We start from the raw sequence: 23,938 nt of genomic DNA, 5'->3' as shown, positions 1-23,938 counted from the left end.
CGATTGAAACGCCCTACAATTTTGTGGGGCGTTTTGTCTTTTTTAATTTTACATAAGCGAGCAAGCAATGAAACAACAACCTTTATTAGGCTTTACCTTTGCGCTTATTACCGCTATGGCTTGGGGATCCTTACCTATCGCTCTCAAACAAGCTTTGTCTGTAATGAATGCGCAAACTATCGTATGGTATCGTTTTATTGTAGCCGCAATATCATTATTAGCCCTACTTGCTTATAAAAAGAAATTACCTGAACTAATGAAAGTCGGTCAATATGCTTGGCTTGCTCTTATTGGGGTAATTGGCCTTACCGGCAATTTTCTATTATTTAGTAGTTCACTGAATTATATTGAACCTTCAGTTGCACAAATTTTTATTCATTTATCCTCTTTTGGAATGCTAATCTGTGGTGTACTGATCTTCAAAGAAAAATTGGGGCTGCACCAAAAGATCGGGCTTTTCTTATTGTTAATTGGTTTAGGCTTATTCTTTAATGATCGTTTTGATGTATTTGCTGGACTCAATCAGTATTCAACAGGTGTCATCTTAAGTGTAGCAGGATCCCTTATTTGGGTCGCTTATGGAATGGCGCAAAAATTAATGTTGCGTAAATTTAATTCACAACAAATCTTGCTAATGATGTATTTAGGTTGTGCCATAGCCTTTATGCCGATGGCTGAATTCTCGCAAGTACAAGAACTCACACCTTTAGCTCTGATTTGTTTTATTTACTGTTGTTTAAATACCTTAATTGGGTACGGCTCTTATGCGGAAGCACTTAATCGTTGGGATGTATCAAAAGTCAGTGTTGTTATCACACTTGTACCTCTTTTCACGATCCTATTTTCTCATATTGCGCATTATTTTAGCCCATCAGATTTTGCCGCACCAGAATTGAATAATATTAGCTATATTGGCGCATTTGTTGTAGTATGCGGGGCAATTTTATCCGCGATTGGACATAAATTATTACCGCATAAAACTCATTAAAGTGCGGTTTATTTTGGAGAAGTTTTAATGAAATTTATTGATGAATCCCTTATTCGAATTGAGGCTGGGGATGGTGGCAACGGTTGCGTAAGTTTTCGTCGAGAGAAATTTATTCCGAAAGGCGGCCCCGATGGTGGCGACGGTGGCGACGGTGGTGATGTATATTTACAAGCCGACGAAAACCTCAATACCTTAATCGATTACCGTTTTAATAAACGCTTTGCGGCAGAGCGTGGAGAGAATGGACGGAGTTCAGATTGTACCGGACGTCGCGGTAAAGATATTATTTTACCTGTTCCCGTAGGAACTCGCGCTATTGATAATGACACCAAAGAAACCTTGGGAGATTTAACCCAACACGGTCAAAAAATGTTGGTAGCCAAAGGTGGTTATCACGGTTTAGGGAATACCCGTTTCAAATCATCGGTAAACCGTGCACCGCGTCAAAAAACAATGGGAACACCAGGCGAAAAACGCGATTTATTATTGGAGTTAATGCTACTTGCTGATGTGGGAATGCTGGGTTTACCTAATGCAGGTAAATCCACTTTTATTCGTGCCGTTTCAGCAGCCAAACCAAAAGTTGCAGATTATCCATTTACTACCTTAGTACCAAGTCTCGGTGTAGTGAAAGTTGATGACTCACACAGTTTCGTAGTCGCCGATATTCCAGGATTAATTGAGGGCGCAGCAGATGGTGCAGGACTAGGCATTCGCTTTTTAAAACATCTAGAACGTTGCAGAGTGCTTATTCATTTAGTCGATATTGCTCCAATTGATGGCTCTAATCCAGCAGATAATGTCGCTATTATTGAATCTGAACTTTTCCAATACAGTGAAAAATTATCAGAAAAACCACGTTGGTTAGTATTCAATAAAATTGATACGATGAGCGATGAAGAAGCTGAAGAGCGGGCTCGAGAAATTACTGAACAATTAGGTTGGGAAGAAGACTATTACCTGATTTCAGCTGCAACAGGGAAAAATGTTCCACCACTTTGTCATGATATTATGGACTTTATCATAGCAAATCCACGCGAAGCTGAAACACAACAAGTTTCACCTGAAGAAGTGAAATTCAAATGGGAAGATTATCATCAGGAACAACTAGCGGAGCATCAACTTGATATTGACGAAGATTGGGATGATGATTGGACCGAAGAAGATGATGAAGGAATTGAGTTCATCTATAAACCTTAAGAAGGTCTAATTTTGTAAGCATTTAAAATGCAAAAGCACCTAAACAATAGTTTAGGTGCTTTTTACTATCAATCAATGCTCAAAAATTTCAGAATCAGTAAAGAAATAAGCAATTTCACGATTTGCACTTTCCACACTATCCGAACCATGAACCGAATTCTCGCGCTGACTCAATGCAAAATCTTTACGAATTGTACCTTCTGCTGCAGTTTCTGGATTCGTTGTACCAATCAAAGTGCGGTAATCTTTCACTGCATTTTCTTTTTCAAGAACAGAAACCACTATCGGTGAAGACATCATATAATCAACTAAAGGAGAAAAAAATTCTTTGCCTTGATGCTCGGCATAAAAGCCTTCAGCCTGCTCACGAGTTAAGCGTACTATTTTAGAGGCTATGATTTTAAAGCCATTTTGCTCAAAACGCGTTAAGATCGCCCCAATTAGATTGCGCTTTACCGCATCAGGTTTAATAATCGAAAAAGTTCTTTCTGCCATCATATCTCCCTACTTCAATGATTTTGATAACATTAAATTTGCTAAAGTTTGCACACCAATCCCTGTTGCTCCAACAGCCCATAAATCACTACCAGATTTACGATAAGTCGCGGAACAATCAATATGCAACCAATTTTGTTGATAATTTTTTATAAAATACGATAAAAATGCAGTTGCAGTACTTGCCCCCGCTCCAACAGGAACCGAACCAATATTAGCAATATCGGCAAAAGATGAATTAATTTGTGAGCGATGAAAATCTTCAAATGGTAAACGCCAGAAAGGTTCATTTTCTGTTTGTGCTGATTGGAAAAGGTTCTTCACTAACTCATCATCCATAGATAATACCGAATGATAGTCGTTTCCTACAGCCACTTTTGCTGCGCCAGTTAACGTCGCACAATCAATAATAAAACCTGGATTTTGGTTATCAGCCTCAATCAATCCATCAGCTAACACCAAACGACCTTCAGCATCCGTATTCAACACTTCTGCGCTCACGCCATTTTTATAAGTAATAATATCCCCAAGTTTAAAGGCATTATTGCTTACCAAATTTTCTGCACAACATAAATACAGTTTAACGCGTTGATTTAATCCACGAGCGATAGCGAAACCTAATGCCCCCGTTAATAATGCAGCCCCGCCCATATCGGTTCGCATTGTACTCATTCCATCACTTGGTTTAATGCTGTAGCCGCCACTGTCAAAGGTAATCCCCTTGCCAACTAAACAAGCTAACACTGGCGCATTCGGATCTTGTGTTGGATTGAAATCAAGTTGCAACATAGCGGGCAAGTTAGCAGAGCCTTTACCCACCGTCCAAATTCCATGATAACCTCGTTGCTCAAGTTCCTCACCAGAAATAATCTTAAAACTTACCGCACTTTTTTCATCATAAATATCAGCTTGGTTTAAGATAAATTCAGCCGCACGCTCCGCTAATTTCACAGGTGTTAAACTTTGTGCTGGTTCATTAATAATCCCACGCACAAAATCACCACATTCGATACGCGCCAATAATTCATCTTGTAGAGCATGATCCAGATGAGGAAACTCAATCCCATAATCTTGTTTTGCGGTATAAAAACCTTGATAAAACGCCCAACAAAATTCTAAATCCCATTCTTCACCGACCAATTCCACATCTTTAATTCCCTGCCCACGCAATTTACGAGCGGCTTGTTGAACTAAAGCGCGGTCAGTTTTTTGATTATTTTTTAAATGAATCGTAGCTTTATTAGAGTCAAAGCTCAAAATAGCATTTTTGCCCCAAGCGTCAGATGCTTGGTTTATTGATAATATAATTTCCATTTTTATTTCTCGAATATAAGCTCATAGCGGAATAAAACTATACCAGTTTTATTTTTTATTTAACATTATTTAAAACTCTTTGACACCATTCTCGATGGTTCAAATACCAAATTACCGTTTTTCTTAATCCAGATTCAAAAGTCTCTTTAGGCACCCAGCCTAACTCATTATTGATTTTACTTGTATCAAGCGCATAACGAATATCATGACCAGGTCTATCGTTGACATAGCAAATCAAATCTTCATATTTATCAATATGTTTTGGTTTATTAGGTAAACATTCTTCCACCAAAGAGCAAATGGAACGTACTACATCAATATTGGACTTTTCATTATTTCCGCCAATATTATACGTTTCCCCAATATTTCCTTTCGTCAAAACGCTATACAATGCAGCAATATGATCTTCAACAAATAACCAATCTCTAATTTGTAAACCATCGCCATAAATAGGCAGTGTTTTTCCCTCTATCGCATTTAAAATCATCAATGGAATTAATTTTTCAGGGTACTGATACGGGCCATAATTATTTGAACTATGTGTAATGATTGTCGGTAACCCATATGTTCTATACCAAGCCTGAACAAGATGATCGCTTGCCGCCTTTGAAGCAGAATAAGGGCTACTAGGTTTATAAGTTGATGTTTCAGTAAATAATCCCTCATTACTTTTTAAATCTCCATAAACTTCATCGGTGGAAATATGTAAGAATCGGAAGCTGGATTTTTTTTGATTATCTAAACGATGCCAGTAATCTAGAGTTGATTCAAGTAGCTTATAAGTTCCTACAATGTTAGTTTGTATAAACTCCGAAGAAGCATTTATAGAACGATCAACATGACTTTCAGCGGCAAGATGGATAACGGCATCAGGTTGATATTGTGCAAAAATATAAGACAACGCTTTAGTATCACAAATATCTGCTTGTACAAAAGCATAACGTGGATGGTTTTCTACGGTTTTAAGTGAGGATAAATTTCCTGCATAAGTCAGCTTATCAACATTTACGATCTTATTATTTGTCTTTTCAAGAAGATAACGGACAAGCGCAGAACCAATAAAACCCGCTCCACCAGTAACTAGAATTGTTCTATTTGTATTCGACATTTTACCCGAGTCTCGTTATAAACAATTTCAAACGAAAAGTGCGGTAAATTTTACCGCACTTTTAAAAATGATTTCATCAATAATGATTACGCATAATACATCTCAAACTCAACTGGATGTGGTGCCATATTTAAACGTTCCACTTCTTTACGTTTGATACTGATAAACGCATCAATAAAATCTTTAGCAAATACGCCACCTTTAGTTAAGAATTCATAGTCTTTTTCTAATGAATTCAACGCTTCTTCTAGTGAGCTTGCTACCGCTGGAATATCTTTTAATTCTTCTGGAGGAAGATCATAAAGATTTTTATCCATTGCATCACCTGGGTGGATTTTGTTTACTACACCATCAAGACCTGCCATCAATAATGCAGCAAATGCAAGATATGGGTTTGCCAATGGATCTGGGAAACGTGCTTCTACACGAATCGCTTTCGGGTTGGTTACTGCAGGGATACGAATTGAGGCAGAACGATTGCTTGCAGAATAAGCTAACAATACTGGCGCTTCATAACCAGGCACTAAACGTTTATATGAGTTCGTACTTGGATTAGTAAATGCATTTAATGCTTTAGCGTGCTTAATGATACCGCCGATGTAGTAAAGTGCGGTTTCTGAAAGGCCTGCATATTTATCGCCTTGGAAAATATTTTTTCCGTCTTTGCTTAATGACATATTACAGTGCATGCCCGAACCATTATCGCCCGTAATTGGTTTTGGCATAAAACATGCTGTTTTGCCGTGCTCTAATGCAACGTTTTGCACGACATATTTATAGATTTGCGTTTCATCTGCTTTTAAAGTTAGCGTATTAAATTTAGTCGCAATTTCGTTTTGTCCCGCAGTCGCCACTTCATGATGATGTGCTTCGATAACTAATCCCATTTCTTCTAAAATCAAACACATTTCAGAGCGAATATCGTGTGCCGTATCAATTGGAGCAACCGCACAGTAACCGCCTTTTTTCAATGGACGATAAGCGTTGTTACCACCTTCGTATTTTTTGTTGGTGTTCCAAGCAGCTTCTATATCATCAATAGAAAAAGACGCTTTGTTCATTGATACATTAAAACGCACATCATCAAATAAGAAGAATTCTGGCTCTGGGCCGAAAAAAGCTTGATCTGCAATACCAGTTGAACGCATATAATTTTCTGCACGAATTGCAATAGAGCGCGGATCACGATCATAGCTTTGCATTGTTGTTGGTTCATAAACACTACAACGAATAGAAAGCGTTGGAATTTGCGCGAATGGATCGACAACTGCGGTTTCAGCCATTGGCATGAGCAACATATCGGCTTTATTAATGGTCTTCCATCCTTCTACAGAGGAACCATCAAACATCTTGCCATCTTCAAACATTTCTTCATCCACAAGGCTTACTGGAATGGATATACCATGCTCTTTGCCTTTAATATCGGTGAATCGAAGAAGTACAAATTTTACATTATTTTCTTCAATTAGCTTAAATACATTGGCGATTGCATTTGTGTTTGGCATTAGGGAGTCCTCTATAATTAGTCCGATTAAAATAAGTCCGCATTATAACGTAACCATACTATTTTTTCATGAGATTTATTTTTCTTATTCTGGCCATAGCAGAAAAAGAAAAATGCATGTATAATTTTTGCCCCTTCGACAAATGTAGAAACGTAGGGTGCAACTCGTTGCACCATTTTTTATGTTAACGATGCAATAAGAAATTGCATCTCATCTAATCAAAGCATTAAACAATGAAAAACGAAATTGACATTAAAAAACTCCGTAACATCGCAATTATTGCGCACGTTGACCATGGTAAAACCACTCTTGTAGATAAACTTCTTCAACAATCTGGTACTTTTGAATCTGCACGTGGTGATGTAGATGAACGAGTTATGGACTCAAACGATCTTGAAAAAGAACGTGGCATTACAATTCTTGCAAAAAATACCGCAATTAACTGGAACGACTACCGCATTAACATCGTGGATACTCCAGGACACGCAGACTTCGGTGGTGAAGTTGAACGCGTACTTTCTATGGTGGACTCTGTTCTATTAGTTGTTGATGCTTTTGACGGCCCAATGCCACAAACGCGCTTCGTGACCCAAAAAGCATTCGCTCATGGCTTAAAACCTATCGTCGTAATTAATAAAGTTGACCGCCCTGGTGCACGTCCTGACTGGGTTGTAGATCAAGTATTTGATTTATTCGTAAATCTTGGTGCAACCGATGAGCAATTAGACTTCCCAATTATCTATGCTTCAGCATTAAATGGTGTTGCGGGTCTCGAACACGAAGAATTAGCGGAAGATATGACGCCGTTATTTGAAGCGATCGTTCAACACGTTGAACCGCCAAAAGTAGAACTTGATGCACCATTCCAAATGCAAATTTCACAATTAGACTACAACAACTATGTAGGTGTTATCGGCATTGGTCGTATTAAGCGTGGTTCAGTTAAACCAAACCAACCAGTTACTATCATCAATAGTGAAGGAAAAACTCGTCAAGGTCGTATCGGTCAAGTACTTGGTCATCTTGGTTTACAACGTTATGAAGAAGATGTTGCTTACGCGGGCGATATCGTGGCGATCACTGGTTTAGGTGAATTAAATATTTCTGATACGATTTGTGATATCAACGCAGTTGAAGCGCTTCCATCATTAACCGTTGATGAACCAACTGTAACCATGTTCTTCTGTGTAAATACCTCTCCATTTGCAGGCCAAGAAGGTAAATACGTAACATCTCGTCAAATTCTTGAACGTTTAAATAAAGAATTGGTTCACAACGTAGCGTTACGTGTAGAAGAAACCCCAAACCCAGATGAATTCCGTGTGTCTGGTCGTGGTGAATTACATCTTTCCGTGTTAATCGAAAATATGCGTCGTGAAGGTTATGAGCTTGCCGTTTCTCGTCCTAAAGTAATCTATCGTGATATTGACGGTAAAAAACAAGAGCCATACGAACAAGTGACTATCGATGTGGAAGAACAACATCAAGGTTCTGTGATGGAGGCCTTAGGTATCCGTAAAGGTGAAGTTCGAGACATGCTACCTGACGGTAAAGGCCGTGTTCGCTTAGAATACATCATTCCTAGCCGTGGATTAATTGGCTTCCGTGGTGACTTTATGACCATGACTTCTGGTACAGGCTTACTTTACTCAAGCTTTAGCCACTATGATGAAATCAAAGGTGGAGATATCGGTCAACGTAAAAATGGTGTGTTGATTTCTAATGCAACAGGTAAAGCACTTGGCTATGCATTATTTGGCTTACAAGAACGTGGTAAGTTAATGATTGATGCAAACGTAGAAGTTTATGAAGGTCAAATTATCGGTATTCATAGCCGTTCAAATGACTTAACCGTAAACTGCTTACAAGGTAAAAAACTCACCAATATGCGTGCGTCAGGTAAAGACGATGCGATTGTCCTGACTACACCTGTAAAATTCAGTCTTGAACAAGCGATTGAATTTATCGACGACGATGAGTTAGTGGAAGTAACGCCTGAGTCGATTCGTATCCGTAAAAAACTTTTAACGGAAAACGATCGTAAACGTGCAAATCGTACAACGACAAGTACTAGCACGCATTAATAGACAACGCTAGCACGAAAATTTGTAAAAAATTAACCGCACTTTTGGAATATAACTAAAGTGCGGTTATTTTTATGCTCAATTTACTAAGGAGAAAGTCTTTCTCTAATCCAATTATCGCTTTCTTTACGATAACGAATGCGATCATGTAAACGGCTTGGTCGCCCTTGCCAAAACTCCACGGTTACTGGCAAAACTAAATAGCCGCCCCAATAATCTGGTCGAGGCACCTTTAACGGATGTTTAGCAGCAACCAATGCTGCTTTTGCTAACAAAGATTTATAATTAGAAATCACCGCACTTTGCTCACTTGCCCAAGCTCCTATGCGACTGGTGTAAGGGCGGGTAGCAAAATATTTATCGGATCGTTCTGCTGGGATTTTAACCGCCTTACCTTCAATTCGCACTTGGCGTTCCAATTCAGGCCAAAAGAAAGTCAGCGCAACATAAGGATTACGCTCAATACAGCTACCTTTTCGGCTAAGATAATTCGTAAAAAAGACAAAACCTTGCTCATTGACTTCTTTTAGCAAAACCATTCGGCTATTTGGGCGACCTTGTTCATCAACAGTCGCAATATTCATTGCAGTAGGCTCATTCACTTGTGCATGAATTGCCTCTTTCTGCCACTGTTCAAATTGCGAGATTGGATTTTCATAACAATCATGTTGTGAAAGCACTCGTTTAGTATATTCATCGCGAATATTGTGTAACTCCATTTTCTCTCCTTTCAAATTTGGTGGAAAACGCAAATAGAATAAAGGCTGTAAAATCGTTCGTCAATTTTCATAAAATAAAACTCAAATGACATCAAATCTTGCAATTATTTGAAATATGCGTATTATCTAGCCCCCTATATTCAACCTCGGGTTCCCTAACCCCGATTTATTTAAACTAAAAAGGTACAACATGAAATTAAACTCTCCGATCTTTAATGATCAACAAAAACGTCGTGCAATCATCTGGCTCAGCTTTTTCCACATATTCATAATTGCAGCGAGCAATTACTTTGTACAAATCCCTTTTGAAATTACGCTGAAATTAACCGCACTTGGTGCAGCAAATGATTTTTCTTTCCACAGCACTTGGGGAACGCTCACATTCCCATTTATCTTTTTGGCTACTGATTTGACTGTGCGTATTTTCGGTGCGGAAGATGCAAGAAAAATTATCTTCGTGGTGATGTTTCCTGCACTTATTGTAAGTTACGTCATATCTGTTTTATTCTCTGAAAGCAAATTCCAAGGTTTCGAATCATTAACGCATTTTGATCTGTTTGTATTCCGTATTGCTATTGCGAGCTTTGCCGCTTACGTAGTAGGACAATTGCTTGATGTAATCGTATTTAACCGCTTACGCCAGTTAAAAACATGGTGGGTAGCACCAACTAGCTCAATGACATTTGGCTCAATGGCGGATACGTTTGTATTCTTCAGTGTCGCCTTCTACCAAAGTGCAGATCCATTCATGGCTGAACACTGGGCACAACTCGGCTTTGTAGATTATCTATTTAAATTATTTATAGGAATTATCTTGTTCGTCCCAGCCTATGGCGTAGTATTAAATGTTATTTTACGAAAACTACAAATGCTCGTAGCAGAACGCGTTCCTGCATAAACCAAATTTCTGACGCATATAAAACAATTAACCCCGCTCTTTTGAGTGGGGTTAATTATTAAGAAGCTCATTAAATCGCTTGAGAGCGCCATAAAGTCTTCCTATTATATTCTTCTCTACACTTACGTTGCTAAAGCTGTGTGGTAAAAAAGTATAAATTTATAACCTCACTTTTTTATATCAAAAAAATATATTTTCTAGCTAAAAGTTATTGGCGCAACCTTCTTATTTTTTTAGAAAATACCGACCTACTTAGTTCTAAAAGAGAGGGAATATTTATGCTTTTAACCGGATTACTTTGCGGAATTTTACTCGGATTTGTGATGCAGCGTGGGCGCTTTTGTATTACTGGCGCATTTCGCGATATGTATGTCACCAAAAATAACAAAATGTTTGTAGCCCTTTTATTGGCGATTACCGTACAATCTATTGGTTTTTTCCTGTTAAAGGAAATCGGGGTATTAAATGTTGATCCAGCTGAAAATTTTGCCTTTTTAGCCGTGATTATCGGTGCCTTTGTGTTTGGTATCGGCATTGTTCTTGCTGGCGGTTGTGCGACAGGTACATGGTACCGTGCTGCGGAAGGCTTAGTCGGCAGTTGGGTCGCGTTATTCACTTATATGTTGTTAAGTGCCATCATGCGTACTGGCCCATTAGGGGAATTCAATAAAACCTTACGCAGTATCAATATTGAACAACGCAATATTTACGATACATTCGGTATTTCACCTTGGTGGTTAGTCGCATTATTAACTTTAGTGACGGCTTTCTATGTGTACAAACACCTAAGCAAACCAAGCGTAAAAGTCGCGGCATTAAAACCAAAGAAAACGGGGCTTCCTCACTTATTATTTGAAAAACGCTGGCATCCATTTTTCTCTGCCGTATTAATCGGATTAATCGCACTTGCGGCTTGGCCACTCAGTGTCGCTACTGGCCGTGAGTTTGGACTTGGGATCACTGGTCCATCAGCCAATATTATGCAATTCCTCGTTACTGGCGACGGTAAATTTATTAACTGGGGCGTATTCTTAGTCTTAGGGATTTTTATCGGGTCATTCATCGGCGCGAAAGCGAGCAATGAATTTCGTATCCGTGTACCAGATGCTACCACGATTCTACGCAGCGGACTCGGCGGTATTCTCATGGGGATTGGCACAACCCTTGCGGGTGGCTGCTCTATCGGTAATGGATTAGTCGAAACCGCCTTTTTCTCTTGGCAAGGTTGGGTTTCATTGCCATTGATGATTCTCGGCACTTGGGTAGCTGCCTACTTCACTATTATCCGACCACAACGTTTAAAATTAGCAAAAGTATCATAAGGAGTTTATATGATCATTAAATTACCAACACTTGGCCTTGTTTGCCCATTTCCTCTAGTTGAAGCGAAGGAAGCCATGGCTAAGTTAAATAAAGGCGATGGCCTAGAAATTGAATTTGACTGTACCCAAGCTACTGAAGCTATCCCTGCTTGGGCTGCTGAAGAAGGCTATGAAGTAACAAACTTCGAGCAAATTGATGATGCCAAATGGTCAATTACGGTGATTAAATAATAAAAAAGAGCGGTTAAAAACAAAAACATGATTAACCGCCCTTTTTCAAAAATTAAATTAATTTAACAGGCACTTTCACGACTAATTTTTTAATTTTTTCTGTTTTTCCATTCACTACGCAGCAAGGTTTATGCGGTTCGTAAGGATAAAATACAGCGAACATTTTTGGTTTCATTGTGACGGTAAATTTATTATCAATATCTGCACAAAGTTGATAATCGTCTGCTTCATTATAAGATTCATATTTAGACAAATCAGGATAATTAGCGCCAACTTCTATATTTTCCGTGCCGCGGATTAACACCTGAACATCTAAGTATTCATGATGTAACTCTGTTTTTTTGCTACTTGGCTCTGCTGTTTCTGGCTCCATTACGTTCATATAAATTTGATCGTTAATATCATGGCGACCATTTTCTAACGCATTCAAATCTAATGTATTTAAATAATCACATACTTCAGCAATCACTTTTGGTAAACCAACTTTAAAATTTGGGCTGGTTAAACTGCTAATAATCATAGAATTTTCCTTATAGTGGATAAAAGTTATCCTATGATACCAAGTCGGTTAAATTAAATAAAGCTACCGATTACATCATCTCTCTTGATTAGTCCAATTAGCTCTTACAGTACCGAGCGGAAGAGAGCAAACATCTTGCCAACTTATTGACGCATAAAGTCTAAACAATGAAATTACGGCATTAACACAAGCATTCTCAGAAAAAATATTATCGAGAGGCTTATGAGGACCTGTAAAATGAAAAATAACAGGAGAAATATCAAGACTATTAATTGAAATCATATGATCTAATTGAAAATTATAACGCTTGTCTAATGGTATCCAACAATCTTTAAAATAGTAATTTAGTATATCTTGATCGCCATAAATTAAACGTTCTTTTAACTTTTCATGTAATTCAAATAATTCTTTAGAAAATGATGAAATACCTAAGCGATACTTCTCCATATTCAAATATAAAACTCCCGCATTAAAATAATCCCCATCTTGATAAGGATGGCCTATACGAGTTATATAAGGATCTAAAACTGCGGCTAATGAGCGTCGAGAAAAATCTAAGCATTCAAAAGGAAGCATAATATTGCCATTAATCACGATATCACAATCAAGATAAATCCAATAAGGAATATCGCTATAATGAAGTAATCGATCAATATAAAATCTTAAATAAGTAGCAGAAGTAATATAATTATTTGCACTGAAAGAATCTAATTCTAATTTATCTATATGAATTAATTGTAATGTTGAATAGCGTTTAGCAAAATAAGGTTGAAGATCATTTTGCCACGACGCAGAAATATCTCCTGTATGTAAAATAAAAACAGAGAGATTTTCATGGTGCATTAATAAAGATTTCAGTGTAATTTCTACATAAGGAAGATAGTTGGCATCACTAGCCATAATTACATTATATTTCATAAGGGGAATCTAATTTGAGTGAGTCACAATCAACTTTTTTAGAGCAAAATAAAAGTGACACAATCATAACAAGTTGACAATGTGAAATAAAGTTACCCACTAAGGCAAAACATCCTGTATAATGCTCAGGCTTTATTTTCTACATTAGCGTGCGGCTATCAAAAGCAATTTTAAGCGCTCGAAAGTGCGGTTATTTTTACAAAAGATTTCTTTTGCTAGTCGCAATCTGGAAAATAAGGCATTGTTTTTAATATAAATTTTAAGGAAAACATTGTGAATCCAATTGTTAAACAATTTAAATACGGTCAACATACCGTTACTCTAGAAACCGGCGCAATTGCACGTCAAGCAACGGCAGCGGTTATGGCAAGCATGGACGATACCACGGTATTCGTGACTGTTGTGGCTAAAAAAGATGTGAAAGAAGGTCAAGATTTCTTCCCATTAACCGTAAACTATCAAGAGCGTACTTATGCAGCGGGTAAAATCCCTGGTGGTTTCTTCAAACGTGAAGGTCGTCCATCTGAAGGCGAAACTTTAATTGCACGTTTAATCGACCGTCCAATTCGCCCATTATTCCCAGAAGGTTTCTTCAACGAAATCCAAGTTGTGGCAACTGTGGTTTCTGTAAACCCACAAATCAGCCCTGACTTAGTAGCAATGATTGGTGCTTCTGCAGCATTAACTTTATCTGGCGTGCCTTTCAATGGCCCTATTGGTGCGGCACGTGTTGGTTTCATCGACAACCAATTCGTATTAAACCCAACTATGGCAGAACAAAAACAAAGCCGTTTAGACTTAGTGGTTGCAGGTACTGATAAAGCAGTATTAATGGTTGAATCTGAAGCTGATATCTTAACTGAAGAACAAATGTTAGCAGCGGTCGTATTTGGTCATCAACAACAACAAGTTGTAATCGAAGCGATCAAAGAATTTGCAAAAGAAGCTGGCAAACCTCGTTGGGATTGGGTTGCACCACAACCAAACACAGATTTAATCAACAAAGTAAAAGCGATTGCTGAAGCACGTTTAGGCGATGCATACCGCATTACTGAAAAACAAGCACGTTACGAACAGATCGACGCGATTAAAGCGGATGTGATTGCACAAATCACAGCTGAAAATGAAGAAATCAGCGAAGGTAAAATCGTAGATATTTTCACCGCACTTGAAAGCCAAATCGTTCGTGGCCGTATCATTGCAGGTGAACCACGTATTGATGGTCGTACCGTTGATACCGTTCGTGCATTAGACATTTGCACTGGGGTATTACCACGTACTCACGGTTCTGCAATTTTCACCCGTGGTGAAACGCAAGCATTAGCTGTTGCAACGTTAGGTACTGAACGTGATGCACAAATCATCGATGAATTAACAGGTGAACGTCAAGATCACTTCTTATTCCACTACAACTTCCCTCCATACTCTGTAGGTGAAACCGGTATGATCGGTTCGCCAAAACGCCGTGAAATCGGTCATGGTCGTTTAGCAAAACGTGGTGTAGCAGCAGTTATGCCAAGTCTTGCAGAATTCCCGTATGTTGTGCGTGTTGTATCTGAAATCACTGAATCTAACGGTTCTTCTTCTATGGCGTCTGTATGTGGTGCGTCTTTAGCATTAATGGATGCAGGTGTACCAATCAAAGCCGCTGTTGCAGGTATCGCAATGGGCTTAGTGAAAGAAGAAGAGAAATTTGTGGTTCTTTCAGATATCTTAGGTGATGAAGACCACTTAGGTGATATGGACTTTAAAGTAGCGGGTACACGTGAAGGTGTCACCGCGCTTCAAATGGACATTAAAATTGAAGGTATCACCCCTGAAATTATGCAAATTGCATTAAACCAAGCGAAAAGTGCACGTATGCACATTCTTGGTGTAATGGAACAAGCAATCCCTGCTCCACGCGCAGATATTTCCGATTACGCACCGCGCATCTATACAATGAAAATTGATCCTAAGAAAATCAAAGATGTCATTGGTAAAGGTGGTGCAACAATTCGTTCACTAACTGAAGAAACTGGTACATCAATTGACATTGATGACGATGGTACCGTGAAAATTGCCGCAGTAGATAGCAATGCAGCGAAAAACGTAATGGGACGTATTGAAGAAATCGTTGCAGAAGTTGAAGCTGGCGCAATTTACAAAGGTAAAGTGACTCGCCTTGCTGATTTTGGTGCATTCGTAGCAATCGTTGGAAATAAAGAAGGTTTAGTTCATATTTCTCAAATTGCTGAAGAGCGCGTAGAAAAAGTTAGCGATTACCTCCAAGTGGGTCAAGAAGTAAACGTAAAAGTTGTTGAAATCGATCGTCAAGGTCGTATTCGTTTAACAATGAAAGACTTGGCTCCAAAACAAGAAACTGAAATTAACCAAGAAGATTCTGTAGAAGAACAAGAATAATCTTGGGATATCGAATCAAAACTTGGTAGCAACCGCTGCCAAGTTTTGTTGTTTTCCAACTTTTAGGCATAAAGAAAGCAAATGCAGTGTTTTCGCTTATCTCGCCATTTTATAGTCTATTTATTTAGCTTATGTGCGATCTTACTCCTTGCAGGCTGTGTTCAGTCTAGGGGCGGTTTTGTGTCTAAAAATCATGTCGTGTTGGCGGAACAAAATCCGAATACTCACTTTGAACAAGAAGTGATGATCGTGCGATTAAGCCAAGTACTACTCGTTGGAAAAATGAGTAATGAAGAACGTGCATCGCTACATTTTGAACGTGGCGTACTCTATGATTCCCTTGGGTTATGGGGACTTGCTCGTTACGATTTTACTCAAGCCCTTGCATTACAGCCTAAAATGGCATCTGTGTACAATTACTTAGGGCTTTATTTATTGCTTGAAGAAGATTACGATGGCGCATTGGAAGCATTCAATACGGTGTTTGAATTAGATTCAAGTTATGACTATACCCACCTTAATCGTGGTTTAAATTTTTATTATGTAGGGCGCTACCATCTTGCTCAGCAAGATTTCTTACAGTTCTACCAAGCCGATACAAAAGATCCCTATCGTGTCTTATGGCTATATTTGAACGAACAAAAATTAAAACCACAAGAAGCCCAAACAAACCTTGTTGAACGAGCAAAAGGGCTATCAGAGGACTTCTGGGGTACACATATCGTTCAATATTACTTAGGACACATCTCTGTAGAAGAATTACAACAACGTGCGAATGAATTTGCTGAAAATTCACAACAATATGCTGAAATTCTCACAGAAACCTATTTTTATCTAGCAAAACAAAAACTCAATGTAGGGCTAGTAGATGAAGCGGCAGCTTTATTTAAACTAGCTATGGCAAATCAGGTTTATAACTTTGTTGAGTATCGTTTTGCCGCGTTTGAACTAATGAAATTAAAACCGGTTCAAACAGAAGACGAAAAAGAAGAGAAAAGTGCGGTAACAAAAGCGATTGTTTTCTAAAAATCAATCGAAAACTCACCGCTCTTTACAGTAGAACGAATAGAAAAATTCATTTGCTCTGCTCAACTTAATAAACCGAAGGCCTCTTTGAGCTTTCCTTATTTATATTCGAGTATTTTAATGACTGACAAAATTACTTTTAATGACTTAGGCTTACCTGAGTTCATCTTAAAAGCTGTTTCTGACTTAGGTTTTGAAACCCCTTCTCCAATTCAACAAGCTTGTATCCCGCATTTGCTCAGTGGCAATGATGTGCTAGGTATGGCACAAACGGGTAGTGGTAAAACCGCTGCCTTTGCACTGCCTTTATTAGCTCAAATCGATCCAAGTGAAAAACATCCACAAATGTTAGTGATGGCGCCTACTCGTGAACTTGCTATTCAAGTTGCCGATGCGTGCGAACAATTTGTTAAATATGCTCACGGCTCCCGTATTGTTACCTTATATGGTGGTCAACGTTATGACATCCAACTTCGTGCATTAAAACAAGGGGCACAAGTGGTTGTGGGTACACCTGGCCGTATTCTTGACCATATTCGTCGCGGAACATTAAATCTTTCTGAACTTCGTTTTATCGTATTAGATGAAGCAGATGAAATGCTACGTATGGGTTTCATTGATGATGTAGAAACCGTCATGGCAGAATTACCAGAAAATCACCAAACTGCGTTATTCTCTGCAACAATGCCTGAACCGATCCGTCGTATTACGAAACGTTTTATGAATGATCCGAAAGAAGTGAAGATCAAGGTTAATAACGAAAATGCCCCAGATATCGACCAAAGTTGTTGGTATGTGCACGGCGTGCGTAAAAATGAAGCCCTTCTTCGTTTCTTAGAAGTGGAAGATTTTGATGCTGCGATTATCTTTGCTCGCACTAAAACCGGTACTTTAGACATTACAGAACTACTTGAAAAAAATGGTTTCCGTTCTGCCGCACTTAATGGTGATATGACACAACAATTGCGCGAGCAAACACTCGATCGCTTACGTAACGGCAGTTTAGATATTGTTGTGGCAACCGATGTGGCCGCACGTGGTATTGATATTGAACGTATCAGCCTTGTGGTGAACTACGACATTCCGCTTGATGCAGAATCTTATGTACACCGAATTGGCCGTACTGGTCGTGCAGGTCGTTCTGGTCGTGCTTTATTATTCGTTGAGCCTCGTGAGCGTCGTTTACTTCGTAATATTGAACACCTAATGAAAAAAGGTATCAATGAAGTAGAATTGCCAAATCATCTTGTGTTACAAGAATGCCGCCGCAAAAAATTCGTCGCAAAAATTACGAAACAACTCGAGCATCACGATTTAGAACAATATCGTAGTTTATTAGAAGACTTATTCACAGCCGATCAGGATCAAGAAGATATTGCTGCAGCAATGTTGATGCTGCTCCAAGGCAAACAAAAACTCATTCTTCCACCTGATCCACTAATGGAAAAACGTCGTCGTGAACGTAATGAACGAGGCGATCGCCGTGAAAATCCACGTTCAGCTGAACGTCGTGGCGAACGTAAAGGCTACGGAAATCCACAACCAATGGATTTATATCGTATAGAAGTGGGTCGTGCGGATGGTGTAGAAGTTCGCCATATCGTGGGGGCAATTGCTAACGAAGGTGATATCAATAGCCGCTATATTGGTCATATCAAACTTTATGATGACTACACTACCGTTGAATTGCCACAAGGTATGCCGAAAGAACTGCTTCAACAATTCGGTAAAACACGCGTATTGAATAAACAAATGCAAATGTCTTTCTTAGGTGCGGTGAAGTCTGATAGTTCGCGTGGCGGCGATGATTTTAACGGTAAACGTAAAGGCCGTGGTGGCGATTTTCGTGGAGAACGCGGACGTAATGAACGCACTGGTGACAATCGTGGAAATCGTAAATTTAATGAAAAAAGTAACCGCACTTTTAGCGATAAACCACGCCGTGATCGCCGAGGATAATATCCTTAAGATATAACGAATAGTGCTATTTCCTAATGTTTTTGCCATCATTTAAAATTTAGCACTATTGATAAAGTAGAATTAGCCCCTTGAACCTCAAGGGGCTTTTTATTGTCTATTGCTTAAATTCTGGCTACAATCCCGCAAAATTTTTATATAGGAAAAATCATTGAAAGGTCTCTTTTTACGTATTATTACTGCCTTGGCTTTATTGCTTTGGGCTATTGATATGGTATTCCCATGGCAATTTCTACGCCATGCTGAAGAAAACCACTATACAGCAATTCAAGAACGAGGCTCACTCATTGTGGGCACAATGAACAACCCTATTTCTTATTTTATCAATAAAGACGGCGAACGAGGCTTTGAATATGAATTGGCCAAAGCATTTGCTGATTCACTAGGTGTAGAACTCGAAATTAAAACTTTCGATAATCAAGAACAATTATTTAATGAGTTAGATAAGCATAATATTGATTTAGCTGCCGCTCACCTTTTATATCATCCTAATAATGCAGAACGTTTCCAAATTGGCCCAGCGTATCATTCAGCTTCATGGCAATTAGTTTATCGAAAAGATGAACAACGCCCTAAAAATCTAGGCGATATTAAGAAAGAAATTTATATTGCTAACAATTCATCATTGGAAGAAACACTAAAAGAATTACAAAAACAATATCCACAATTAACTTGGAAAAGAAATCAAGCGTTTACTCAAGAAGAACTATTACTACAGCTGTCTGAAGGAAAAATTCCTTATATCATTGCTAATTCCATTGATATCGCAGCGATCCAACAAATCAAACCAGAATTAGCCATTGCCTTTGATATTACTGATGAGGCAAACATTCACTGGTATTTACCGAATAATGCCTACAATGATCTGCAAGCTGCCTTACTCAATTTTATGAATAATGCACAAGAAACAGGGCTAGTAGATAATTTAAAAGAAAAATATTTAGGGCATATTTCACAATTTGATTACGTGGATACGCGCTCTTATATGAAAGCAATTGAAAATACCCTGCCACAATTCTCACCGCTCTTTGAAAAATACAAAGGTGAATTAGATTGGCGATTACTCGCAGCAGTCGCTTATCAAGAGTCTCATTGGAATCCTGATGCAACATCACCTACGGGCGTGCGTGGCATAATGATGTTAACTAAAAATACCGCACAACGTATGAAAATCATCGATAGAACAGATCCTGAACAAAGCATTAAAGCGGGATCAGAATATTTACACTGGCTGATTAGTCAAATTCCAGAAACCATTGAAAAAGAAGAAAGAATTTGGTTTGCCTTAGCCGCCTATAACATGGGATTGGGTCACTTAATTGATGCGCGTCGTTTAACTAAAAATCTTGGTGGAAATCCAGATTATTGGATCGATGTGAAAAAAAATCTGCCTTTATTAGCAAAAAAACGATATTATTCCCAACTGAAATACGGCTATGCGCGAGGCTATGAAGCCCATCAATATGTAGAAAATATTCGCCGCTATATGAATAGCATTGTGAATTATCATCGAGTCCAAGAAAATCAAACAACGAATGATAATGCCAACAACGAAAGTGCGGTTGAAAATTCAGAAGAAATAAAAGAAAAAAAGGATAAATAAAATGTTAAAACGCAAAACTTTTCTTAAAAAGAAAACCAATTTACAACAAACCTCTTTATCACGTAATCTACGTCTGAGACGCTTGAAACACCGTAAACAACAGCAATTTGCGAGACATTCATTACAATTTGTCGTACAAGAAATTTGTTGTTAATTAAAGCATCTCTCTCCAACAAAAAAATGGATGCTCGGCACCCCATTTAACAAAAGCAGAAATAATCCCTGCAACGATACCAACAAATACTGCCACGCCATAACGACGACGGTTTGCTAGACTTTGAGTAAAAATACCTGACATATTTTGCTCTCCAATAAAAGTAAAGAAAAAAATAACCGCACTTTTATGTCATTGTTTATACAATTTAAAGTGCGATCCCTATTTTGTCTATATAACAAAATATGGGTAGAATACTAGAATATTTTGTGGATTAGTCAAGTTATTATTCTGATTTCACACCAAGATTCCCAATTTTCACGCCTAATAATCCAATAAAAACGGGATCAAAATAATCACCCAGAAATTTGAATAACTCATTTAGTTCTATAAAAGAGCGTTGAATTTTTATTTGATCTTCTACTTTACGAACAAACTCATAACGTACTCTATTTTCTTCAAAATATGCTGTTAAAGTTAGGTAGATAGTTTCAAAAAAATGGCTTTTAGCCCCCTCTTCACCAGGATCACTAATGCGTACATTCCATGTATTATTAAATAGGACTTGAGGCTGATTTGACATTTTTATACTCCTTTTTACTATTTTTAGCCTAAGAAAAACCCGATTATAAAGTTTCTGTAATCAAAAAATTTATAATCGGGCTTTTCAAACATTTTCCCTGCGTGTTTCGCTTTACGTTGGTAACTCCCTTTCCCTTTACGTTTTTTCTCAACACGCTGGCGAAATAATTTATCATGCAATAATGCCATCACTGCATTATCTTTGATCACTCCTCGAGTGTGCTCATAAACGGTTTCATTTTCAACCGCACTTTTTTGTTGCTTTGCCATAATTTTTCCTCAAAAAAGCCGCGAAAGGATTTCCACGGCGGGAGTATTATACGCGCAAACGTTTAAATTACAAAATCTCAAGTACACTTTCTGGCGGACGCCCGATTTTAGCTTTATTACCATTGATAACAATTGGGCGTTCAATAAGCGCTGAATGTTCACTCATGGCTTTTAATAATTCAGCTTGAGAGAGAGCTAAATTATCTAAATTTAAGCTTTTATATAAATCATCTTTCGTACGCATCATTTGACGCACATCATCAATTCCTAATTTTTGGGCAATGCTTTGTAATTCATCAATGGAATACTGCTTTTGCAAATACAATTCAACGATTGGCTGAACACCTTGATTTTCTAATAATGCTAGCGTTTCACGACTTTTTGAACAATGAGGGTTGTGATAAATTACGACAGACATAGGATTTCCTCTTAGTAGCTATAAACACTATAAATTTTAACTTATAATGGCGAAAAATACTTATAGGAAAAAAAATTATGCTAGAAATGTTGAAAAGCTGGTACTCGCGTCGCTTAAGCGATCCACAAGCGATGGGACTATTAGCAATATTATTATTTGGCTTTATCTCCATTTATTTTTTTGGAGATTTAATCGCGCCTTTGTTGATTGCTCTAGTGTTATCCTATTTACTAGAAATGCCGATTAATTTTTTACATCAACATTTAAAATGCCCAAGAATGCTAGCAACAATCATCATTTTTGGTGGCTTTATTGGACTAGCAACAATCTTCTTTTTAATCCTCATGCCAATGCTATGGAATCAAACTATTTCCTTATTAAGTGATTTGCCCGCAATGTTTAACAAGCTCAATGAATGGTTACTAAACTTACCAGAGCATTATCCTGAGCTCATCGACTATTCAATGGTAGATTCTATTTTCAATTCTGTTCGAGAAAAAATCCTTGGTTTTGGTGAATCTGCGGTAAAACTTTCTTTAGCCTCCATCATGAACTTGGTTTCTTTAGGGATTTATGCCTTTTTAGTGCCATTAATGATGTTTTTTATGTTGAAGGATAAATCAGAACTTTTACAAGGTGTGAGCCGTTTCTTACCGAAAAATAGAAACTTAGCCTTCAAAGTATGGAAAGAAATGCAACAACAAATTTCCAACTACATTCATGGAAAATTATTAGAAATACTGATTGTCACGCTTATAACCTACATTATTTTCTTAATATTCGGGCTAAATTACCCGCTCTTATTGGCTTTTGCTGTTGGTCTTTCAGTTCTCATCCCTTATATTGGCGCGGTAATTGTCACGATTCCTGTTACATTAGTTGCTCTATTCCAGTTTGGAATCAACCCAACGTTTTGGTATATCATCATCACTTTTGCTGTAAGCCAGCTCTTAGATGGAAACTTACTCGTCCCTTATTTATTTTCTGAAGCAGTGAATTTACATCCATTGATTATTATCATTTCAGTATTAATTTTCGGTGGTTTATGGGGGTTTTGGGGCGTATTCTTTGCAATTCCTTTAGCGACTTTAGTGAAAGCCGTTATAAATGCCTTACCTCAAGATTAAAAGTCTAAATTAAAAAGTCATACAAATAAAAAAATAGTTAACCATGAATTTTTGGTTAACTATTTTTTATTGAAGTTTATTCTAAGAATAGAATTTAACTAAGGTAATTCATCAATTTCCTTATCTACTTTAGGCGGGATCATATGTTCACGGCGTAATCCAACATCGTATGCAATTGCGATTGCAATAAAGATTGAAGAATATGTACCAAATCCAATACCCACAAGTAATGCTAAAGAAAAGTTATGAATTGATGGACCACCAAAAAAGAACAATGCAACAACAACAATTAATGTTGTAGCAGAGGTCATGATGGTTCTTGATAAAGTTTGCGTTAAAGAAACATCAATAATATCAATCGTATCTAGACGTCTTATTTTTCTGAAGTTTTCACGCACACGGTCAAAGACCACGATACTATCGTTAATAGAATAACCCACAACAGATAAAATCGCTGCAACGAAGGTTAAATCAATTTCGGTTTGTAACGCTGAAAACACACCAAGAGTAATAATTACGTCATGTGCAAGAGATGCAATACCGCCGAAACCTAAACGCCATTCAAAGCGAGAACCTACATAAACTAGCATCATCGCTAATGTTGCTAATGTCGCATACACAGCGCCTTGAGCCAATTCTTCCCCTACGTTTGGTCCAACGAATTCAACACTACGAATCTTAATGCCAGAATCTACTTCTTGGAGCATTCCTTTTACACGATCGCCAATGCCAGAATCATTATCCGTAGCTGGTAAACGAATCATGACATCTTGAACAGAACCCGTTGTCTGCACAATTGGGCTTTCAATACCATTTTGATGGAGCTTACCACGGATTTTTTCTAAGTCTACAGATTGTGAAAAATGGGTATCAAAAACAACCCCACCGGTAAAATCCAATCCCCAGTTAAAGCCCTTTGATATGATAAAAAATAGCGAAACGACCATTAAAAGTGCGGAAAAAACATAGCCCCATTTACGAATTTTCATAAATTCGGTCAATGGGAACGGGAGTTTAATCCCATTGATTTCACGGATAAAATGTCCGTCTTTATCTTTTGCAAAAATTTTCATCGT

Annotated in this window: 24 protein-coding genes; 12 read left to right on the top strand and 12 right to left on the bottom strand. The window is 38.0% G+C overall.

Translation table 11 applies throughout. From position 1 onward, the window contains the following. The first annotated feature begins 67 nt into the window (after positions 1 to 67). A complete protein-coding gene (locus tag AAX15_RS02480; RefSeq protein ID WP_046938979.1) occupies positions 68 to 988 on the top strand; it encodes a DMT family transporter in 921 nt (306 codons plus the stop codon). A gap of 27 nt (positions 989 to 1,015) precedes the next feature. Continuing rightward, entirely contained in the window at positions 1,016 to 2,188 is a 1,173-nt protein-coding gene (cgtA, locus tag AAX15_RS02475; RefSeq protein WP_046938977.1) for an Obg family GTPase CgtA, read from the top strand. A gap of 72 nt (positions 2,189 to 2,260) precedes the next feature. Here cgtA and ndk read toward each other — a convergent pair whose 3' ends face one another. The 4 genes from ndk to glnA all read right to left on the bottom strand — a co-directional run bounded on the left by ndk (position 2,261) and on the right by glnA (position 6,610). Beyond that, complete coding sequence (ndk, locus tag AAX15_RS02470; RefSeq protein ID WP_046938976.1) at positions 2,261 to 2,683, bottom strand: nucleoside-diphosphate kinase; 423 nt, start codon at positions 2,681 to 2,683, stop codon at positions 2,261 to 2,263. A 9-nt stretch (positions 2,684 to 2,692) separates the two neighbouring features. Further along, entirely contained in the window at positions 2,693 to 3,997 is a 1,305-nt protein-coding gene (gene pepB, locus AAX15_RS02465) for an aminopeptidase PepB (RefSeq protein WP_046938975.1), read from the bottom strand. A gap of 55 nt (positions 3,998 to 4,052) precedes the next feature. Then, positions 4,053 to 5,105, bottom strand: coding sequence for a dTDP-glucose 4,6-dehydratase (gene rfbB, locus AAX15_RS02460; RefSeq protein WP_046938974.1), 1,053 nt, complete (start codon positions 5,103 to 5,105; stop codon positions 4,053 to 4,055). An 86-nt stretch (positions 5,106 to 5,191) separates the two neighbouring features. Further along, the gene (gene glnA / locus AAX15_RS02455) at positions 5,192 to 6,610 is read right to left on the bottom strand and encodes a glutamate--ammonia ligase (RefSeq protein WP_046938973.1); all 1,419 of its coding nucleotides are present in this window, start codon (positions 6,608 to 6,610) and stop codon (positions 5,192 to 5,194) included. A gap of 233 nt (positions 6,611 to 6,843) precedes the next feature. On the opposite strand from glnA, the gene typA reads away from it, so the two are divergent. Next, positions 6,844 to 8,694, top strand: a complete 1,851-nt coding sequence (typA, locus tag AAX15_RS02450) for a translational GTPase TypA (protein WP_046938972.1) — start codon at positions 6,844 to 6,846, stop codon at positions 8,692 to 8,694. Positions 8,695 to 8,780: 86 nt separating this feature from the next. On the opposite strand, the gene pdxH is transcribed toward typA, so the two are convergent. Continuing rightward, positions 8,781 to 9,413 (bottom strand): pyridoxamine 5'-phosphate oxidase, encoded by a 633-nt coding sequence (gene pdxH / locus AAX15_RS02445; RefSeq protein WP_046938971.1) that lies wholly within the window; start codon positions 9,411 to 9,413, stop codon positions 8,781 to 8,783. A gap of 190 nt (positions 9,414 to 9,603) precedes the next feature. On the opposite strand from pdxH, the gene AAX15_RS02440 reads away from it, so the two are divergent. From AAX15_RS02440 to AAX15_RS02430, 3 genes are all read left to right on the top strand, one after another. Further along, entirely contained in the window at positions 9,604 to 10,311 is a 708-nt protein-coding gene (locus AAX15_RS02440) for a 7-cyano-7-deazaguanine/7-aminomethyl-7-deazaguanine transporter (RefSeq protein ID WP_005631081.1), read from the top strand. A gap of 278 nt (positions 10,312 to 10,589) precedes the next feature. Beyond that, positions 10,590 to 11,633: a YeeE/YedE family protein gene (locus AAX15_RS02435; protein ID WP_046938970.1), complete on the top strand. Its 1,044-nt coding sequence runs from the start codon at positions 10,590 to 10,592 to the stop codon at positions 11,631 to 11,633. Positions 11,634 to 11,642: 9 nt separating this feature from the next. Beyond that, positions 11,643 to 11,864: a sulfurtransferase TusA family protein gene (locus AAX15_RS02430; protein ID WP_046938969.1), complete on the top strand. Its 222-nt coding sequence runs from the start codon at positions 11,643 to 11,645 to the stop codon at positions 11,862 to 11,864. Between the two features lie 52 nt (positions 11,865 to 11,916). On the opposite strand, the gene nanQ is transcribed toward AAX15_RS02430, so the two are convergent. Then, a complete protein-coding gene (gene nanQ, locus AAX15_RS02425) occupies positions 11,917 to 12,384 on the bottom strand; it encodes an N-acetylneuraminate anomerase (RefSeq protein ID WP_046938968.1) in 468 nt (155 codons plus the stop codon). A 75-nt stretch (positions 12,385 to 12,459) separates the two neighbouring features. Continuing rightward, entirely contained in the window at positions 12,460 to 13,302 is an 843-nt protein-coding gene (locus AAX15_RS02420; RefSeq protein ID WP_046938967.1) for a glycosyltransferase family 8 protein, read from the bottom strand. A gap of 273 nt (positions 13,303 to 13,575) precedes the next feature. Between AAX15_RS02420 and pnp the strand changes: the two genes are divergently transcribed. The 5 genes from pnp to AAX15_RS09520 all read left to right on the top strand — a co-directional run bounded on the left by pnp (position 13,576) and on the right by AAX15_RS09520 (position 20,465). Beyond that, entirely contained in the window at positions 13,576 to 15,705 is a 2,130-nt protein-coding gene (pnp, locus tag AAX15_RS02415) for a polyribonucleotide nucleotidyltransferase (protein ID WP_046938966.1), read from the top strand. 81 nt (positions 15,706 to 15,786) lie between these two features. Further along, positions 15,787 to 16,731 carry a lipoprotein NlpI gene (nlpI, locus tag AAX15_RS02410; protein WP_046938965.1) on the top strand — a complete coding sequence of 315 codons (945 nt, stop codon included), beginning with the start codon at positions 15,787 to 15,789 and terminating at the stop codon, positions 16,729 to 16,731. A gap of 120 nt (positions 16,732 to 16,851) precedes the next feature. Next, entirely contained in the window at positions 16,852 to 18,690 is a 1,839-nt protein-coding gene (locus tag AAX15_RS02405) for a DEAD/DEAH box helicase (protein WP_046938964.1), read from the top strand. 169 nt (positions 18,691 to 18,859) lie between these two features. After that, the gene (gene mltF, locus AAX15_RS02400) at positions 18,860 to 20,311 is read left to right on the top strand and encodes a membrane-bound lytic murein transglycosylase MltF (RefSeq protein ID WP_046938963.1); all 1,452 of its coding nucleotides are present in this window, start codon (positions 18,860 to 18,862) and stop codon (positions 20,309 to 20,311) included. A gap of 1 nt (position 20,312) precedes the next feature. Continuing rightward, complete coding sequence (locus tag AAX15_RS09520; RefSeq protein ID WP_005631066.1) at positions 20,313 to 20,465, top strand: hypothetical protein; 153 nt, start codon at positions 20,313 to 20,315, stop codon at positions 20,463 to 20,465. Here the strand turns inward: AAX15_RS09520 and AAX15_RS09430 are convergent, their stop codons facing one another. From AAX15_RS09430 to arsC, 4 genes are all read right to left on the bottom strand, one after another. Further along, complete coding sequence (locus AAX15_RS09430; RefSeq protein WP_155397806.1) at positions 20,466 to 20,609, bottom strand: hypothetical protein; 144 nt, start codon at positions 20,607 to 20,609, stop codon at positions 20,466 to 20,468. A gap of 142 nt (positions 20,610 to 20,751) precedes the next feature. After that, positions 20,752 to 21,048, bottom strand: coding sequence for a DUF5377 family protein (locus tag AAX15_RS02395; protein WP_046938962.1), 297 nt, complete (start codon positions 21,046 to 21,048; stop codon positions 20,752 to 20,754). Positions 21,049 to 21,071: 23 nt separating this feature from the next. Beyond that, positions 21,072 to 21,317 (bottom strand): alternative ribosome-rescue factor A, encoded by a 246-nt coding sequence (locus AAX15_RS02390; protein ID WP_046938961.1) that lies wholly within the window; start codon positions 21,315 to 21,317, stop codon positions 21,072 to 21,074. A 67-nt stretch (positions 21,318 to 21,384) separates the two neighbouring features. Beyond that, on the bottom strand, positions 21,385 to 21,735 hold the full coding sequence (arsC, locus tag AAX15_RS02385) for an arsenate reductase (glutaredoxin) (protein ID WP_046938960.1): 351 nt from the start codon (positions 21,733 to 21,735) through the stop codon (positions 21,385 to 21,387). Between the two features lie 77 nt (positions 21,736 to 21,812). Between arsC and AAX15_RS02380 the strand changes: the two genes are divergently transcribed. Continuing rightward, complete coding sequence (locus tag AAX15_RS02380) at positions 21,813 to 22,862, top strand: AI-2E family transporter (RefSeq protein ID WP_046938959.1); 1,050 nt, start codon at positions 21,813 to 21,815, stop codon at positions 22,860 to 22,862. A 98-nt stretch (positions 22,863 to 22,960) separates the two neighbouring features. Here AAX15_RS02380 and secF read toward each other — a convergent pair whose 3' ends face one another. Beyond that, positions 22,961 to 23,935, bottom strand: a complete 975-nt coding sequence (secF, locus tag AAX15_RS02375) for a protein translocase subunit SecF (RefSeq protein WP_046938958.1) — start codon at positions 23,933 to 23,935, stop codon at positions 22,961 to 22,963. Positions 23,936 to 23,938: the final 3 nt, after the last annotated feature.

It is taken from the genome of Haemophilus haemolyticus (assembly GCF_001008275.1).
GTDB lineage: Bacteria > Pseudomonadota > Gammaproteobacteria > Enterobacterales > Pasteurellaceae > Haemophilus > Haemophilus haemolyticus_P.
This window is presented reverse-complemented; position numbering and strand designations above follow the sequence as displayed.